The organism is Chitinophagales bacterium (assembly GCA_040877935.1).
Classification (GTDB): Bacteria; Bacteroidota; Bacteroidia; order Chitinophagales; family CAIOSU01; genus JBBDNB01.
On the sequence record JBBDNB010000012.1, the window covers coordinates 104,358 to 122,481 of the forward strand.

The following is an 18,124-nucleotide window of genomic DNA, read 5'->3' on the forward strand; positions in this document are numbered from 1 at the left end:
AACTTATCTCAGAAGCGTCACATTTCCTTTTTTTAATACTTCCTGTCCGTTGGAGCATACGCCCTCCATTACATAGACAAATACGTCTGAACTCAACATACGTCCTTTGTAAAAGCCATCCCAACCGTGATTGACATCTTTACTTTCAAATACCATATTGCCCCAGCGATCAAATATCCTGAAATAATTCAGATGGGATACGCCAAATCCTCTTACATAAAGCACGTCATTGATTTCGTCTTTATTGGGCGAAAAAGTATTGGGAATATAGAAATTGTCACCACAATCCCCGGCAGATTTTACCAATACTGTATCATAGGCCACACAGCCCTCAGTATCGGTAAATTTCAATGTAAATTCCTGCTCGTCCTGATCAACGTACCATTCCGGGTTTTCACAATTGGTACAGTTTAGGGCTTCATAAGGCCCCCACTCATAATTTCTTGCAAAATGACTGCTCACTACGTTAAGGGTGATTGTTCCGCCATTAACAGAGCGTTCAGGATCCTCAATTTTAAGATCAGGGATTTGGTTTACTTTGATATTTACCTTTTGTGTGTCAGCAATACAAGCGCCACTTTCAATAATTCTGGTGTAGCTAATACTGCGCTCTGGTTTACTCTGAACAGAGTGCTCTGAAATATTGCTCAGGTAGTTAAGTGGTGACCAGCTTACAGTTGAACCCAGATAGCTTTCAGCAGAAATATTAGTATTGAACTGCACAACATTGCCGGCACATATACTTGTGTCATTCAATGGACTGGCAATCACTTTTTCTATTACTTCCAGGTTAACAGTGTCGGAATTTTGACAGTCATATTGATTGTATGCAGTTACGATCAATTGAATATCATCTTCAGGATTTGCTGTTGGGCTCAGTATATTGTCTGCCGATAATACTTTTGGCTGTGTCCACTCAAAAACAACACCTGTATTTGAAACAGAGCTTAATGTAATTTCATCACCGAGGCACAGTTTTGTGTCCTCAATTGTTTGAATATCTGGCAAAGGACGAACAGTTATTGTAATACTGTCTTGTGCAGTACATCCAAATTCACTTTCAACTTCAACAACATATTCTATATCATTGATGGCTGTAAAGCTCGGGTCATCACAATTTGTGCAGTTTAATCCTGAAGTATTTTCAAGCCAGGTGTAATTCACTCCTCCACTTGCCTGCAGGTTTACGGTTTCATTCAGGCAAGCATCAGAAGGGCCAACAATGTGAGTTACCGGAAGCGGGTTTACAAATACTTTTACACTATCAGAAATTGTACAGGCAAATTGGTTGCTCATTTCAACTACATATGTTGCAGAATCTTCGGGAGTGGCAACTGGATTTTCGCAATTAGTACAAGACAGGCTGTTATTGCCATTAGCAATCCAGTTATAGCTGTTGCCCCCCTGTGTATTTAGCACTACTGAAGCACCTTCACATATTGTGGTGTCGTTTTGTACAATTCCATCGGGATTTGGATTTACTGTTACAGATACGGAATCTGTACTAACACATCCTGCAGAATTACTTACTTCTACATAATACACAGTGCTTTCTATAGCTCTTATAATATTAGTGTCACAGCTCGGACAATTGCCATTGGGAGTCCAGTTGTAAAAATCACCGCCACTTGCCCAGATTTCAGCAATTTCCCCATAGCATAGTACTGTATCTGAACTTGTATTTGTCTGTGGTGGATAATTCACTTGAATATTTACAGAGTCTGTATTGCTGCAACCTTTTTTGTCTGTAACAGTTAAAACATAATTTGTAGTAGAATCCGGTTGTGCAATAGGATTGGCTATATTTGAATTGCTTAGACCAGCTGCAGGTGTCCAATTATAGGTAATTCCCCCTTGGCCGTTAAGTTGAGTTTGCTCATAAGAACAGATACTTGAATCTTGTCCTGCATTGGCAATAGGTAACTCGTTGATGGTTATTGCATTGGAAACAGTATCTCTACAACCACTCACTGATGTTACAATCAATTGAACATCGTAAGTTCCGGAATCTGGATACTGTGTCACTGTATTTTGAGTACTGTCAGTTAGTCCATTGCCAAAATCCCAGCTCCATTTGGCAAGTGTACTGTCAGATTGGGTAAGGTCTGTAAATGTGATGTCTGCGGAAATACATTTTAATCCTGCATTACTGAATTCTGCCTGTGGCCCACGATCAACACGAATAAAAGCCTCTTTTCTCATGGTATCAGAACAGTAGTCATTTGAAACAATCAGCTCTACTGTATAAATTCCTGGGCTATTATAATGATGTAAAGGATTTTGAGCTGTAGAAGTATTGCCGTCACCAAAATCCCAGTGTCGGTTTGTAATATTAGGGAATCCGGTTGAAAGGTCTCCGAATTGAATGCTTCCTGATTTACACAGATAATTGCTGTCTGCAATAAAATCTGCCTGAATATCCCCAACCATTAATGTGTCGCTACTGCTAATTGTAAATAAGCATCCCTGCCCGTCATCCAATACCAGTACGGGGTTGTAGATTCCGGAATTGGGATAAGTATGAGTAGCTGTATCTCCTCCGGTAAAAAGCGTACCATCACCAAAATCCCAGGTATTCTCCACAGAATTGATTGTCTGTGCCGTAAATTCTATTTCATTGCCCAGGCAGCCATCTTTAGGGGTAAAACTAAAAGTGCCATTAGGACCGTTGACTATTACCAGGTCTTCTTTTTTCAAAGTGTCTTTACAACCTACTATATTTGTTACAATCAATTCTACAGAGAAACTCCCCGGTTGATTGTAAACATTTGAAGGCTCGTTGATCTGACTTTTACTGCCATCACCAAAATCCCAATCCCATGCTGTAATATTGCCTTTGGAGCTGTCCGTGAAATGCACCAATAATGGCGGACAAGGTGAGAAAAGCGAATCGGCATAAAAATCAGCAACCGGATCTGAAACAGTTACATAATCCGTTTTTACTAAGGTGGAATCACAACCGAATTGATCGGTTACAGTTAAAGTAATGGTGTAAGTACCTTCAAATTCGTATTCATGCTCAGGGTTTTGAATAGTATCTGTATTTCCATCGCCAAACTCCCAGTAATAGCTCAAGCCATTTCCTTCGGAAGAATCAGTGAAACTAACGGCTTTACCTGTACAGGTCAATTCATCTGCACTAAAATTGGCTATGGGCAATGAAGGTTTGATCAATTGGGATTTAACAATGGTATCGGTACAACCATTCACGTCTTCTATCATAAGCGTAACATCCTGTATCAGACTGTTTTTATAGACATGTGAAGGGTTTTGCACCTGGCTGGAATCTCCATCGCCAAAGTACCATTTGAATTGATTCACGGCACCGCCAAATCCCACGGATGAATCTATAAATACCACATTCAATGGAGCACATCCTGTTGTAGGTGTAGCACCAAAATTAGCTAAAGGGCCTCTCACGAAAATGAAATCTTCTTTCAACAGTGTATCGGCACAACCATTCACATCTTCCGAAATCAGACTGATATCGTAATATCCAGGCTCGTGGAATGTAAACGCAGGATCAACTAAACTAGAAGTCCGTGTTCCCTGTTCTATCTGCCATTTATATTTATCTCCATCTACAGAAAGATTTTTTAACTGAACTAAATAGGGATTACAAACCAGCGTATCTGCACTGGTAAAATCTGCTTTGGTATCGTATATGCGAATATTTTCCACAGCAATGTCCATACAACCATAAACTGAGTCTGTTACAGTAAGAGATACGGAATAAACACCGGTTGAATCAAAGCGGTGAGTTGGGTTCCTGTCAGTAGAGGTATTTCCATCGCCAAAATCCCATTCCCAGGTTTGTGCAGCAAGTGATGCATCTGTAAATGAAATTTCATAAGTATCGGCACAAGTTCTGTCGAAAGTAAATCCTGCACCGGGAGGATGGATGGTTACAATATTTTGATAAGCCTGTGTATCGGCACAACCATACATAGAAGCAATTAATACCACTGAAAATGTACCGGTATCACTATACACATAAGATGGGTTTTGTTCACTTGAATGACCTTCATCACCAAACTCCCAGTACCAATCATTGGAATTGGGTGTGGTGAGATTGGTGAAATTTATAGGATCACTTTTACAACTGACAGTAGGAGAGTAGGCAAAATCTGCATCCGGTTTTTCACCGGCAGATGCAAACTGTGTCATAAGCAAAGTATCGCGACAGCCCCTGGCATTTCTCACAATCAGGCTTACATCATAAATGCCCTGTGCTGTATAGGTGTGGGCTGGATTGGGTTGGGTTGAAGTATTTCCATCCCCAAAATCCCAGATATATTGATTGATGGGTTCTGTAGAAATACTTTGATCAGTAAAATTGCTTGTCATAGGAACACACCCGCTGGTTTGGTCTGCAATAAAACTCGCTTCAGGACTTTCCACACTAACATAATCTTCCAGAATTAAAGTATCACGACAACCATTGAGACTTCCAACGCTCAGTGTGATATCGTACTGGCCTTCGGTAGTATAAGTGTGAGAGGGGTTTTGATCAGTTGATGTAGTCCCATCCCCAAAATACCATTCCCAGGAATTGGCATTTACCGACAAATCGTTAAAATTAACGGTGTGCGGAGCTGTGCAAGCACTTGGGTTATTGGCAGAAAAATCTGCAGTAGGTGCATTGGTCACATTAATATAGCCTGTTTTTTCTGTTATATCCCAACAAGTAGCAGAGTTACTTGCAGTGAGTTTTACATTGTAAGTACCGGGTGTTTGGTACGCATGAACAGGGTTTTCATCTGTTGAAGTATTTCCATCTCCAAACTCCCAAAGCCATGTGTCGGGATTTGAAGAAGAAAGATCCGTAAACTGAATTGCTTTTCCAGCACAGGCAAATGTGCTGCTTGCAGAAAAGTCTGCTTGCAATTGCTCAATTGCGATATATCCGGGAATGCTAAGTACATCTGAGCAACCAGATGAGTTTGTTGCGGTGAATGTAACATCATAAACTCCTGAATTGGTATAAGTATGTGAAGGGTTTGCTTGATTTGAAGTATTGCCATCCCCAAAATCCCAGAAGTATGTAATTGCATTGGTAGCCTGCTGTGTAAAATTTACAGTAAGCGGTTCCTGACAGCTCGACTGAACATCAGAAGTGAAATCTGCTTCAGGCAGTGCTTCTACTTCTATAAATTGAGAAAAAACCGAGTCGCTTTTACAGCCATCCTGGTTTTCAGCTACAAGTGTGACATTATATATTCCTGCATTTTGATAGACATAAGTAGGGTTTTGCTGAGTGCTCGTGCCTCCATCTCCAAAATTCCATGTCCATTTATGCAATGGAGAAGAACCGGGATTACTTTCATCTGTAAAATCAACACTAAGTGGAGTGCAGCCTTTAATTTGACTGGCACTGATATTAATTTCAGGATCTTCAAAAACTTCTATGAAGTCATTCATTACAATGACATCTGTATTCACTCCATCAGATACAGTAAGCTCTACTGTATATTTTCCGGGGGTAATATAAATTTTTCCCGGATTTTGACTGCTTGATGTACTTCCATTACCGAATTTCCAGTTCCAGGAACTAATGTTTCCTGTGGATTGATCTGAAAAACGAACGACCACCGGACTACACCCGCTGGTAATATTTGCTGTAAAATTTGCTGTAACTTGTGCGTGAGCGGAAAATGAACCAAAGACGAGCACTGAGGCCAGTATCTGAATCATTCTTACAAATCGAATTGTCATGATAATATGTTTGGTTGAGAGAATTATAGTTTGGTTGTTCACTTTGTACGGGAGGGCAATTAAAAAGTTGTGGTAATCCGAAAACAAATGCAGTAGGATGTTCTATTAGCAGATTTACATTAAAAAGCCTTTGAACCCGGAATATGCCTGTATTTTTATTTCTGATTAATTCTTTCAATCCTGGAAGAAGTTTTTTGATTTGTGACTGTGGATAAATGAGCGACTTAAATCAGGCATTTTTATCTAAATGTGTAAAAACAAAGATTAAAGGTTGGTATCCTTATAAATAATGTGAATAAACACCTGTTTTATGTGGAAATAGATGAGGAAATATTGTGCATTAATTTTGTGTGAAAATATTTGTACATCTGGGCTTTAGGTCTATTTTTGATAACATCGAATGAGAGATAAAGGGTAGAGGCGCAAGCCAAAAGCTTTGATCTTCATCTGAGAAAATGAAAGCCAAAGGATTGAGTATTTCTTCGGAAGGAAAGGTTGAAAAAGTGTAAACTTCAGAAGGTGGATTTTTCTCGCTTCTGCTTCGGTATGGAGTTACTGAATGAAACGGTGCAAGCCGGGAATTTCGACAGGTGGGATTTAAAGTTTTCCCAAAATATCTATAGCATCATGTATGTTGTAGGGCTATGGGAAGCCATAATAACTGTAATTCGACAATGATTTGCACTACGGTGTTAAATTGTTGAAGGCGGGAATTCAAAGTAATTTGATTCCCGCCTTTTGTTTTTATACTGTGCCGGAAATAATGACAGCAAATCCTGTAGAAAGAAACCTTTGTGACCCGGGAGGGACTCGAACCCCCAACCAACAGAGCCGAAATCTGCCGTTCTATCCAATTGAACTACCGGGCCATGGGCTGCAAATTTAAAATTAAATAGGCAGTGGAATAGCTTTCTTTTGATAATTTTGTGCAAAACAAAACTATGAATGCTAAAAAGCCTTCCGAATCGGAAGTAACAATGACAGAAATTGTATTGCCTAATGATACCAATGCACTGCACAATTTGCGCGGAGGTAAAATCCTGCACTGGATGGATATAGCTTCAGCAATCAGTGCTGGAAAACATACGCAGGCTGTTTGTGTAACTGCTGCGGTGGACAATGTATCTTTTGAAAATCCCATAAAATTAGGTGATGTGGTAACCATTAAAGCAAAGGTTACACGTGCCTTTCGCACTAGTTTGGAAACGTATATTGAAGTTACTGCTGAAAATCTACCGACACAAAATACTTACAAATGCAATACAGCCTACTACACCTTTGTGGCATTAGACAGCAATGGTCGTCCAAAAAAAGTGCCCGTAGTAGAACCCGAAACTGAGGATGAACATCAACAATTTGCTGATGCGCTGCGCAGAAGAGAGCTCCGCCTTTTACTGGCAGGAAGACTAAAAGCTGAAGAAGCTACCGAAATTCAATCATTGTTTAAGACAGATAAATAATTCGGCTACAAATCAATCAATTTCCCTAAAGTAAACTTTGTAATTTTCCTGGGTATCTTCTTTTTCAAGGCGACCCGACCCGAAAAGTCTTACGAGCTCTATTCCATTGTTGTGGAGCCTTTCCGCTATTTTTATAGTGCGGTAAATATCAAGTCTGATTTTTGATGAGGATGGGCGCAATGATTCTGGGTGTATTCTGAAATCTGCAAATTCTTTTTTTGTGAATTTATAAGTGTCTTTATCTTTTAAACTGGTCAATTCAGATTTACTGGCAATACCTACAACTTTAATTTTTAATTTTGGATTTAAATTGAGGAAATAAAGTAGATTTTCAATAATGGAATCTTGTTTTGCATCCAGTAACGCCCCACTGTTTTTCTTAAATAGCAGTTCATAATCATTTATACTTTTAGCGGTTTCAATTTCTGATGAGTCGCTTAGATCTCCCGGTTTAGGGATGGTTAGTTTTAAAATATAATTGCTGTCAGAGATATATTTATCAACCAAATTCTGTATATCTGAAGTGGTAAGGGCATTTATTTTATCCATTATATTTGCATGAAAATTTATGTCTTTATATGCCCACATAGTATAGACCATTCGCGATTTTAACAGCGAATTGTTGTGCATGGTTTGAAATATCTGATTCATTTTGGTCTTAATGTCATCCAATTTCGATTTAGAAAGAATATTTAGTTTGTTTTTATTTGTCAGTAATTCTGATTTTAATTTCTCCCAGTTACTTAAAAACTCCTCTTTTGTATCGCCTTTAACACTAAGGGTTGCAGGATTAGCATAGTTAAGTGTCTTTATGTTAAAAGAAATATCGTACATACCTAACTCTTGTTTGACCAGGGGATTTAGCAAAGCTCCTGCAAGTACACTTGTGAGATCACTGCGCAATGTAGGCCCCTGAAAAAAGTATTCAGCCCTGAAATTAGTCCTTTCATAATTTACAATTTGTTGATTAAAGCGCAGTGGTTCAGGCTGTGGAACCGGGAATTGACTGAAATAATTAAAATTACATTTATTCAAGCCTCCAAGAGTTTTTTGTACCAGTTCCAGGGTGTTTTGAAAGTCCAGGTTACCGCTAATCAAAATAAGGCTGTTTTGTGTGCACAGATTGCGTTGCTGTATAATTTGAAGCTTGCTTTTTAGATTTTCATTTAAAGAGTCAGGATGTATTTTATTATTAACCCTGTTAAAGTAATCACCCCAAAGCAATGGCTCCTCTCTGTTAATTCTGTAATTGCGCAATTTGGTTTTTGCTATATAATCAATAGCAGATCGTGTGATTGTAGTATCTTCAATTTGATTTTTAAGGAAATTAAGTGTCGTTAAAATTGAATTTTTATCTGAAAAATTAAACGAAAAATTAAGGTATTCTTCAGTGCAAGAACTTTCTTGCTGAATACCTTCCCTAAAAATTTCCTGATTGTTGGTGGTGCTTGGATCTTCTATGTTTTTTATAAAGAAAATATCGCTGAAAAAGCTGGTTACCCCATCGAGTTCTTTTGATTCAGTATAACTTCCCGCTTTGCTTGTATAAGATAACGTATATCCATCTTGAGTTTTGTCTTGTATCAAAAATAATTCCAGGCCATTGGTCAGTTGATAATAGCGCTCGTTTTCTGAAAAATAATTTTGGGCGGATAGTAAATTACTGAATATTAGAAAAGATAGAAAAAAGGTAATTCTGTGCATAATTTTAGTATTTATAGGATACGTGTTGTGGTTTTAATAATTCTTTTTTAAAGAAAAGCAGCCCCATTCTGAAAAGATCGATACTGCAGCGCACTTCAGGATATTTTTTAATTTCTTCCCAGGCTTCCAGCATTTCTTCTGACCAACGGATATCGTCCATCACAACAATGCTTTCATTGTGCAAATAAGGCAAAATCTGGCGGAAGTAGCGAAGACTTGCTTCTTTTTTGTGATTGCCATCCATTAATACAATATCTGCTTTTCCCATTTCAATTAATACTGGGGCTAATAAAGTGTCAAAATTACCATTGTAGAAACAAATTTTTTCATTGGCTTTTAGCATTTTGATATTTTCCTTTGCAAATGGAATCAAACTTGCTGAACCCTCTATGCTATAAGTTAGGGAATCAGGACCTGATGCCAGTGCAAAGTATGCGGTAGAAACTCCCATTCCAGTACCCAGTTCCAATATTTTTTTTGATTTGCTCCATTGAGTGAGCCGGTAGAGCAAACGCCCATATTTTGCAGGTATTGCAGTTGTTTTTGTGATTTGAGCAATGCTGCGAATTTCGGAATGGTGTTTTTTAGAGCCGGCTCCAAGATCATTTAACTCAATGTTGGTTTTATTCTTTAGATTATTGTTCAATACCTTATTTATTGCGCAATAATCAGTCACTTTTATATTGTCATTAGACAGTACATTTTCTGCCAAATCATATAAAAAAGGAGAGTGGGTGTTATAAATATTTATAGCATTCCATTGGTAATGTAACCATTGCAGTATTTGAAATCTGAAATTCAGGTTTTTCTTTTTAGTATTAAAATCGGAGCATGTGCAAAATTAGATTATTTGAGCTAATCCTACTGAATTGTTTTCTTCTGTAGTGGGTGGGAATAGTTATTTAACTCAGGTTATATGAGCCATGCTGTTCGGATGAGCCTTTTAAGCAAGGTCAAGCCATAGCCTAAACTACAACCACTTTTTCTTTTTGAAGTACAATAGGAATATCAATGAAGAAGCAATCATAATACCGATTGCAAATAGATAGCCATATTGCCAGTCCAGTTCAGGTATTACTTCAAAATTCATACCGTAGATACTTGCAATTAATGTTGGAGGCATAAAAACAACTGTTACCACTGTAAATATTTTTATTACCTGGTTTTGCTCAATATTTACCAGGCCCAGGAAAGTGTTTTGCATATATTCCAGTCTTTCAAAACTGAATTCGGTATGTTGTAAAAGAGATGCAATATCCTTGATAATGATGCGCAAACGATCCTTTATTTCATCGGGGACTTTCTTTGATTTTATCAGTGCGGATACCAGGCGTTGCTTGTCAAAAATACTTTCTCTTATTAAAATGGTGTTCTCCTGTAATTCGGATATTTTTACCAGGATATCTTCTGTAGTATCTTTTTTCTTTACCAGCTTTTTGCTCGTGTTATTGATAATTCTTGAAATGCCCTCAATATAATCGGCATCAAGATCAATGCGGGTTTCTAAAAGCATAGCCCATATTTCTTCAGCAGAAACAGAATCTTCTGTAAGTGTTTTTAACTTTCGAGTGGTTTCGGCAAATGTCTTCAGGTTGTCATTGCGCAGTGTAAAGAGAATTTTATTTTTCAGTATAAAAGAAACCTGTTTTGAGTAGAAATTTTGATCCTTGTAGAGCACAAATACATTATTTGCCTCAATGATATTGCTGCCTTCAAAATAACGCGAACTGCTTTCAATTTCAGATGCTTCCTGTGGAGTGAAAAAATCAATATTAAAGCGCAGTTCTATTTGTGATTTTTCCAGTTCAGTGGGATCCTGCAGATCCACCCATATGATTTTTACATTAGAATAGTCAAGAGGAGCTTCGTTTTTCTCCCATTGCAATTCTCCTTCTTTTATGTAATAAACTCTAATCACATTTTATTTTGTGAATCGTTCAAAAAAATAACAAGCATCAAAGTTAATGTCTTGACAGGACTTCACTGAATTTTTGGAAAATTACTTATTCTTTTTTGTTTTTCGATTAAAGTAGGGTTGTTTCATGAATCGATAAGACATCAAATCCCAAAGTTTGTGTGTGCAATTTCCCCATCATAGCAATTATATTTTTTTTGCTGCGATATTTTCTCACTTTACATGTGTGGAAATCTGCGTGTTTTTTTTCAAAGAATTTTCTTAAATGTGCAAAAACTAATTTAATATGTTGATATCATGTGTTTACCTGTTTATAAAGACATTTTATTTGTGGATTCAACAAGGCAAAGATTGTGTATTATTTTTTTGGTTGAAAATTTGTTTATCTCAAAATTACTGCTACTTTTGAATATATCGAATGAGAGATAAAGGGTAGAGGCGAAAGCCAAAAGCTTTTATTTTCATCTTAAAAAATGCAGGCCAAATGATTGAGTATTTCTTCGGAAAGAAAGATTGAAAATGTGTAAACATCAGAAAGCTGAATTTTTTTGCTCTTGCGAAAGCACGGAGTTACTGAATGAAACGGTACAAGCCGGGGATTTCGACAGATGGGATTAAAAGTTTTCCCGAAAGACTTATGACATCAAGCGTGTAATAGGGAATAGGGAAGCCGTAATAACTGTAATTCGACTGCAATTTTCACTACGGTGTTAAATTGCTGAAGGCGGGAATTCAAAGCAATTTGATTCCCGCCTTTTGTTTTTTAGTACTGTCCTATAGTATATTTCCATATTGTTTTAAGAATTAATTTCCTTATCTTTTTGCAATTGTAAATACTTCATCAATTAACTTACTATATGCAAGGAAAACACGTGCTTATTACCGGGGTAAATTCCGGAATAGGATATGCCACAGCTAAATTACTGGCAGAAAAAGGTGCTAAAATTTCTCTTTTAGTCAGGTCTTCAGAAAAAGGGGGGACGACTATCAAAAATATTCACGAGTCAGTTCCGCAGGCTGAAATTGATTATTTTGTTGCTGATCTTTCCAGCCAAGCGGAAGTTCGCGCAGCGGCAGAAGAGTTTAAGAAAAAATACAATGAATTGGATGTGCTTATAAATAATGCAGGGGCATTTTATTCCTCATTGCAATATTCGGTTGACGGAATTGAAATGCAATGGGCCATCAATCACCTGGCACCTTTTTTACTCACCCACTTATTGCTGGACGAACTTAAAGCTGCTCCACAAGGGCGGATTGTAAATGTGAGTTCCAATGCACACCGCAGGGGCAGTATCAATTTTGATGACCTTTACTATGAAAAGGATTACAAAGGTTTTCAGGTGTATTGCCAAAATAAACTGGCCAACGTCTTTTTTACGAAATCGCTTTCCAAAAGATTAAAAGATACTGATGTGACAGTAAATGCCCTTCACCCAGGCTTTGTGAAGTCAGATATTGGAATGAAACACGACTCGGGACTGGCACATTGGATTTGGCGATTGATGAAGCCATTTATGATTACTTTGGAAGAAGGTGCCGCCACCAGCGTATATCTTGCAAGCAGCGATGATGTGACAAATATCAGCGGAGGCTTTTTTGAAAAATGTAAAAAAGTGAAACCCGGTCGCAAATCCAATGATGAAGCAGTTGAAGAAAGGCTTTACCAATTGAGCTTGGAGCAGTGTGGACTGAATTGATATACCTGACTACTTCTTCAACAATACCATTTTTTCCTGTATCCCCCCGGCATTCATCAGAAACGACAGTGTATCTTCATTTAGCTTTTGAATATCAACCTTGATATCCAGCTTACCCTCGGGAGAAACAGTTAAATCAGAACCACTTATGGTATAAGTACCCTGATCCTTTGTTTGTCCTAATTTTGATTCATATGTTTTATTCTCTTCAAATTTAAAATACACATTGCCGCCTCCACAGCGATTTTGTGGGTTTTCAACAGATGTCCATTCCACACATTCCCAGTGCCCTGAAATTTTTTTATACTGCTCGGGATCTTCACAGGAAAACAACAACAGTGTAATTGCAATGATCAATATAATGTACTTAAGCATGGTTTGGGTTTTGATTTATAAATTAAGGTTTGTAACAAACTCTTAGCGGTTTCAAAATAAGCAATGTATCGCGTTTTTAGCAAAAGAAGAAGTAATCTTTCATATTTTTCATTCCTGAATACTGAAGTTTTGCACGAATATTTTCCTGGGCAATACTATTGGCTACTGCTACAATGACCTGTGATGATTGGAATTTGGGAAATGTGCTTTCATCATGAATTACCTGTCCGTATATTTCATTGCCTATTTTGTTTGGGTTGTTGCATATCCAGTGAAAATCAATATGGGCAGCATTGAGCAAAATAGCCAGTTTTTTCCCTCTTTTTCCAGCTCCCCAAAGCACCAATGCTCTATCAGACTTGTTTTCCGATTTCAGAAAATACTTGATTTTCAATTCACTAAAATGATTGTCCAGGTAATTGGGATCGTTTCGTGAGCTTCTTTCGGGATGGTCCCGCCATAGATGTAAAGTTTGATTGCAGGGAATGCATTTCAACCCGGCAGCATACATTCTAAAGCAGAGGTCGTAATCTTCGGGGTACTGATCAGAACTGAAAGCCCCACATTTTTCCAGATCAGCCCTGTGTAGCATCCAGCAAGGCGAGGGAATGACACATTCCTTGAAAATTTCTTCAAAATTGTTGCCCTTTGCAGTCAGGCTGTTCAACCATTCAGCGTATTTTTTGTAGCCTTCGCCCAGTTCATTTTCAGAAAAATATTCTACCTGCCCAATGGCGATATGTCCCCTTCCGTATTTTAGCAAATTATTGAGCAATACACCGAGCTTATTTTGTTTGCAAATATCATCTGCATCCATCCTTGTGATATATTTGCCCTTTGATTTTTCGTATGCCAGTCGCAGAGCAGGGATGATACCTTTGCCTGTATTTTGAAGCACTTGAATGCGCTTGTCTTTTGCTGAGTAATTTTCTAATATTTCAAAGCTGTCATCATCGGAATGGTCGTTTACGGCAAGCAGTTCCCAATTCCCATAGCTTTGGTGAATAATGGAATCAAGGCATTGCCAGAGAAATGGCTCTGCATTTTTAACCGGCATTAATATGCTAATTTCAGGAGCTTCGATTGTGTATTATTTATGTGATGCGATACAAGGATGAATATTCAAACAATCTTGAAAGCATTAATTTAAGCTATAGGGTTCAATAATACTTAGTTTTTATTACAGGATAAAATTTTAAAAACCTAAAAAAATACCCTTGTTTTGAGGAAAATTTTTCAATTTCCCTGAATGAAATTACCATTTAGAGTAAAAGCTCCCGGAAAGATCAGCGTTGTACCGTCCTCTGAAAAAGGACTGGGCACTTTTGGTGGAGTTTTCACACCTTCCATACTGACTATTCTCGGTGTAATTATGTACCTGCGCTTTGGCTGGGTAGTGGGTAATGTTGGGCTCATCGGTACATTGATTATTGTCACCTTATCTACGGCCATTACATTCCTTACAACACTTTCTATCTCTGCTATTGCTACAGATCAGCATGTGCGCACAGGAGGCGCTTATTATATGATCAGTCGCTCGCTGGGAATTGAATCGGGCGGAGCAATTGGAGTGCCTTTATACCTTGCCCAGGCTCTATCTGTTGCACTTTATGTAGTGGGTTTTGCAGAAAGTTTAATCGCTTTTTTTCCCAACATGAATGAAAAATTAATAGGCATTATTACCACTTTATTGATTACAGGACTTGCCCTTGTGTCTGCCAAAGCAGTGATAAAAATACAGTATTTCATCATGTTTGGAATTGTATTGTCGCTGCTTTCATTGCTTTTTGGATCACCTTTAGAAGATACCAGTATTGAGATGTGGGGTGCTGCCGATCGGCATTCAGAAAGCTTTTGGAAAGTTTTTGCCGTGTTTTTTCCTGCTGTTACGGGCATAATGGCAGGTGTGAATATGTCCGGTGATTTGAAAAATCCTGGAAAGTCCATTCCTCGAGGAACTTTTGCTGCAATTGGCGTTGGCTATGTTATTTATATGACACTGCCCATTCTTTTGGCCAATCGTGCAGATGCGCTCACACTTATTGAAGATCCTTTTATCATGCGCAGGATTTCCTATTGGGGCGATGCGCTGTTTGTAGGAGTATGGGGAGCCACGCTTTCCAGTGCTTTGGGAAGTATTCTGGGAGCTCCTCGGGTACTTCAGGCTTTGGCCCGCGATGGTGTTTTGTCTAAAAAAATGGCTTTTCTCGGAAAAGGAAAAGGGGAGGAGGATACCCCAAGAACAGGCACTATAGTTACTATGGGTTTGGTATTGGTTGCCGTGTATTTGGGCGATCTGAATTTGATCGCTCCGGTATTGACCATGTTTTTCCTTACGACATATGGTGTATTGAACATCACTGCCGGAACCGAAAAGTTACTCGGGAGTCCATCATTTCGTCCCCGCTTTAAAGTGCACTGGATTTTTTCATTGCTTGGAGCCATAGGTTGTTTTGCAGTAATGTTTTTGATCAATGCAGTGGCAACTTTAGTGGCATTTGTTTTTATAGCATTGATTTTTATCTGGTTGCAGCAAAGGGAAATGACAACGGCATGGGGTGGCGTGCGCAACGGAATCTGGCTGGCGGTTATCAGGGCCGGACTCATGCGCCTGGACAGGGAAAATTCATTTAAAAACTGGAGGCCCCACCCTTTGGTGTTGTCGGGTGTTCCGACCAGTCGCTGGCATTTAATTGAACTGGCGAATTTGCTGATACACAATCGCGGAATTATGACAGTAGCTATGGTATTGACCCGAGAAGGGATAAGCAAACAGCGGCAATATGCAATGGAGAATAATGTGCGCAGTTTTTTAAATAAAAGAGGTGTGCAGGCTTTGGTAAGGGCATTCCCTTCTAAAGACCCTTTTACCGGTGCCCGGCTATTGCTCAAAGCCTATGGACTGGGTGAATTGGTGCCCAATACCGTAATTATGGGCGATAATCAAAATCCTGAAAAGCTGCCCGACTTTTGTCAATTGATTGTAGATTGCCATGAAAATCAGCGCAATGTGTTGGTTTTTTCAGGCAAAAGCCAGGAGAACTATTTTGGCAAGCGCAAAAAAATAGATGTGTGGTGGGGCGGACTAAAGGGCAATGGCGGCCTGATGATTATTCTTGCCTACTTGCTCAAGTCTAACAACGATTGGTGGAATGCGGAACTCACTGTAAAAATGGTGGTGCCCAATGACGCTGCTGCGGAAGGGGCAGAAAAAAACCTCTCTGAAATTATCAGGGAAATGAGAACAGGTGCACGTGCAGAGGTCATTATTTCTGATGGCACTCCTTTTAATGATATTCTTCACAAATCATCTGAAGATTCTGATCTTATTTTCCTCGGGCTTAAAGAACCCGAAGCCGATGAAGATTACAGCAAATACTACAGTGCTGTTCAAAAAAGGGTGGCAGACATGCCCAGTACAATTTTAGTTCTGGCTTCCGAAGATGTTGCCTTTGGTAGGGTATTGGTTGAGCCCAGTAATAACTAGTTTTTTGTGAAAATAGTAATTAAGCTGATGCACCTTGTTCCAGCATTTTTTGAATGGTTTGCTTAAAATAGCCAATAGCCACACCGGAGTGCAGCTATTGGGTTCGGGGCTTGATGGATACCACCGCGCACCTAGTAGAAAGATAAAATTATCAATTGCTACATAATGCAAATGTAAAATATTTGGATTGGAAATTTTAGGTTAGTTTGTATTTTCAACCTTTCAGAAGGTTTGGAAATTTAGGCAAAAAGTCTGATTAGGTATAACCAGCCATTCACTTTCCTTTTGGTCGATTGTAATGATGACGGCATTGATTTTTGGCAGCTTCATAAAACACCAATAGCTACACCGAAGCGCAGCTATTGGGGCTGAGGTTGGTAGAACCGCCCTCAGGGTAAATATAAATCTTTTGGTTTAAACTCACTAATTTTATTTCGATATAAAAGCAGTCCAATTGAAAACATCATCCAGAACGCCCGCCTAGCCCGGCAGGGCAGGGAACGAAGTGGAGTGAAGGATCTGGTCGGGTTTGGGAGATTGCTGCTCATTTTTGTCCAAGGTATTTTAGCTTCGCTGTTTTGTTCCCGTATTTTTTGATCATGCCTTTAAATTTAGCTACGGCATTTACACGTTCCTTATTATCCTCATAATACCATTCTGGCCATTTATCAAAAACGCAGTGGTTTATTTCATAAGCGTCTTCAAAATGGTGTTCAAGCCAACCATAATAGGAAAACAACTCCAATATATCATTAGCATCAATAATAAAACACAAATAAAGGTACTCTTCAGCAAATTTATAATTGGCATTAAAATTTTTGAGACTGTCAAAAAAAATGGATTGAGCCCTGTATGCATTACCCCAGTCTTCGCACCATACAAAAACCATTGCGGCTTTGATTATGCTTCTCCTTTCCCAGTCTCTCATGCTCCCTGATGGCATAAAAAGAGCTGCCATTTTAGTCAATTGTAGTAAGCTTGGTTTTTCTTGTTGGTCGTTTTTGATATATGACTGATAAGCCTGTTCAATTATCGCTTCCTTGACCAACGCACCTTGTTCCAGCATTTTTTTATTGGTTTGCCTAAAATAGCCAATAGCCACGCAAGCTGCGCAGCTATTGGATGTGGGACTTGGACGCACCGCGTCCCTGGCAGAAGCCAACAGCTCGCAGCACCGCAAAAGCTAAGTAACTGCCATCTAAACTTCTACTTAGTGTAAATATACATGTTCGGTTTAAAACTATTAATCTTGCAGACTTGTTAGGTTTTGGACTGACTTACCAAGTCTCAAAGACTTAGGAAGTCTATTGCTAAATATCAGTCTATAAATTCAATTATATCAGCAGATATAGTAACAGATATTCTCGCTTCATTTTGAGCGAAATCAGAGGAAATATTAACCAAGGCTCTACTTCCAACTAATTCAACACCGGCATCAGCAGCATTTTTTAAAAGATCTTTTTTTGCCATAGCAGCCAAGCCCTCTTCATTTTTAATGTTCCCTTTGCTGAGTTTAGTTGAATATTGCCCAACAAAACTTCCTAATACTTTAAAATTTGCCTTTGAAAGTTCTACTTGTGTTTGACTTAGTTGATTGTAGTTCATGGTGTAAATGACAGGTGTACAAGAGATAAAACACGCACTTACGATACAAATAAACAAGATGAATTTTACCATTTTGATAGTTTTTAAATTAAAGAATCAATAATGATAATAAAATTTGCTTAGAATTTATAAACACTCTTGTTTATATTAATGCTGTTGATTA

General features: G+C 38.5%; 11 protein-coding genes and 1 tRNA gene. 3 read left to right on the forward strand and 9 right to left on the reverse strand.

Annotated features, from left to right (window positions below):
• Nucleotides 1-3: 3 nt before the first annotated feature.
• Entirely contained in the window at nt 4-5,715 is a 5,712-nt protein-coding gene (locus WD048_03145; GenBank protein MEX0811186.1) for a PKD domain-containing protein, read from the reverse strand.
• Nucleotides 5,716-6,510: 795 nt separating this feature from the next.
• Nucleotides 6,511-6,584 (reverse strand) — tRNA-Arg (locus WD048_03150).
• A 72-nt stretch (nt 6,585-6,656) separates the two neighbouring features.
• Here WD048_03150 and WD048_03155 point away from each other — a divergent pair.
• Nucleotides 6,657-7,175, forward strand: a complete 519-nt coding sequence (locus WD048_03155; protein MEX0811187.1) for an acyl-CoA thioesterase — start codon at nt 6,657-6,659, stop codon at nt 7,173-7,175.
• A 12-nt stretch (nt 7,176-7,187) separates the two neighbouring features.
• On the opposite strand, the gene WD048_03160 is transcribed toward WD048_03155, so the two are convergent.
• The 3 genes from WD048_03160 to corA form a co-directional block, all read right to left on the reverse strand.
• The gene (locus WD048_03160; GenBank protein ID MEX0811188.1) at nt 7,188-8,879 is read right to left on the reverse strand and encodes an insulinase family protein; all 1,692 of its coding nucleotides are present in this window, start codon (nt 8,877-8,879) and stop codon (nt 7,188-7,190) included.
• A 4-nt stretch (nt 8,880-8,883) separates the two neighbouring features.
• Nucleotides 8,884-9,525: a class I SAM-dependent methyltransferase gene (locus tag WD048_03165; GenBank protein MEX0811189.1), complete on the reverse strand. Its 642-nt coding sequence runs from the start codon at nt 9,523-9,525 to the stop codon at nt 8,884-8,886.
• 324 nt (nt 9,526-9,849) lie between these two features.
• Nucleotides 9,850-10,797, reverse strand: a complete 948-nt coding sequence (gene corA / locus WD048_03170; GenBank protein MEX0811190.1) for a magnesium/cobalt transporter CorA — start codon at nt 10,795-10,797, stop codon at nt 9,850-9,852.
• An 854-nt stretch (nt 10,798-11,651) separates the two neighbouring features.
• On the opposite strand from corA, the gene WD048_03175 reads away from it, so the two are divergent.
• A complete protein-coding gene (locus WD048_03175; protein ID MEX0811191.1) occupies nt 11,652-12,494 on the forward strand; it encodes an SDR family oxidoreductase in 843 nt (280 codons plus the stop codon).
• A 9-nt stretch (nt 12,495-12,503) separates the two neighbouring features.
• Here WD048_03175 and WD048_03180 read toward each other — a convergent pair whose 3' ends face one another.
• Entirely contained in the window at nt 12,504-12,869 is a 366-nt protein-coding gene (locus WD048_03180) for a lipocalin family protein (protein MEX0811192.1), read from the reverse strand.
• A 76-nt stretch (nt 12,870-12,945) separates the two neighbouring features.
• The gene (locus WD048_03185) at nt 12,946-13,953 is read right to left on the reverse strand and encodes a glycosyltransferase family 2 protein (protein MEX0811193.1); all 1,008 of its coding nucleotides are present in this window, start codon (nt 13,951-13,953) and stop codon (nt 12,946-12,948) included.
• Nucleotides 13,954-14,118: 165 nt separating this feature from the next.
• Here WD048_03185 and WD048_03190 point away from each other — a divergent pair, with 165 nt between their 5' ends.
• Complete coding sequence (locus tag WD048_03190) at nt 14,119-16,356, forward strand: hypothetical protein (GenBank protein ID MEX0811194.1); 2,238 nt, start codon at nt 14,119-14,121, stop codon at nt 16,354-16,356.
• 544 nt (nt 16,357-16,900) lie between these two features.
• Here WD048_03190 and WD048_03195 read toward each other — a convergent pair.
• Together WD048_03195 and WD048_03200 are read right to left on the reverse strand one after the other, a co-directional pair.
• Complete coding sequence (locus WD048_03195; protein ID MEX0811195.1) at nt 16,901-17,422, reverse strand: hypothetical protein; 522 nt, start codon at nt 17,420-17,422, stop codon at nt 16,901-16,903.
• A 251-nt stretch (nt 17,423-17,673) separates the two neighbouring features.
• Nucleotides 17,674-18,033 carry a DUF6567 family protein gene (locus WD048_03200; GenBank protein MEX0811196.1) on the reverse strand — a complete coding sequence of 120 codons (360 nt, stop codon included), beginning with the start codon at nt 18,031-18,033 and terminating at the stop codon, nt 17,674-17,676.
• Between the last annotated feature and the right edge of the window lie 91 nt (nt 18,034-18,124).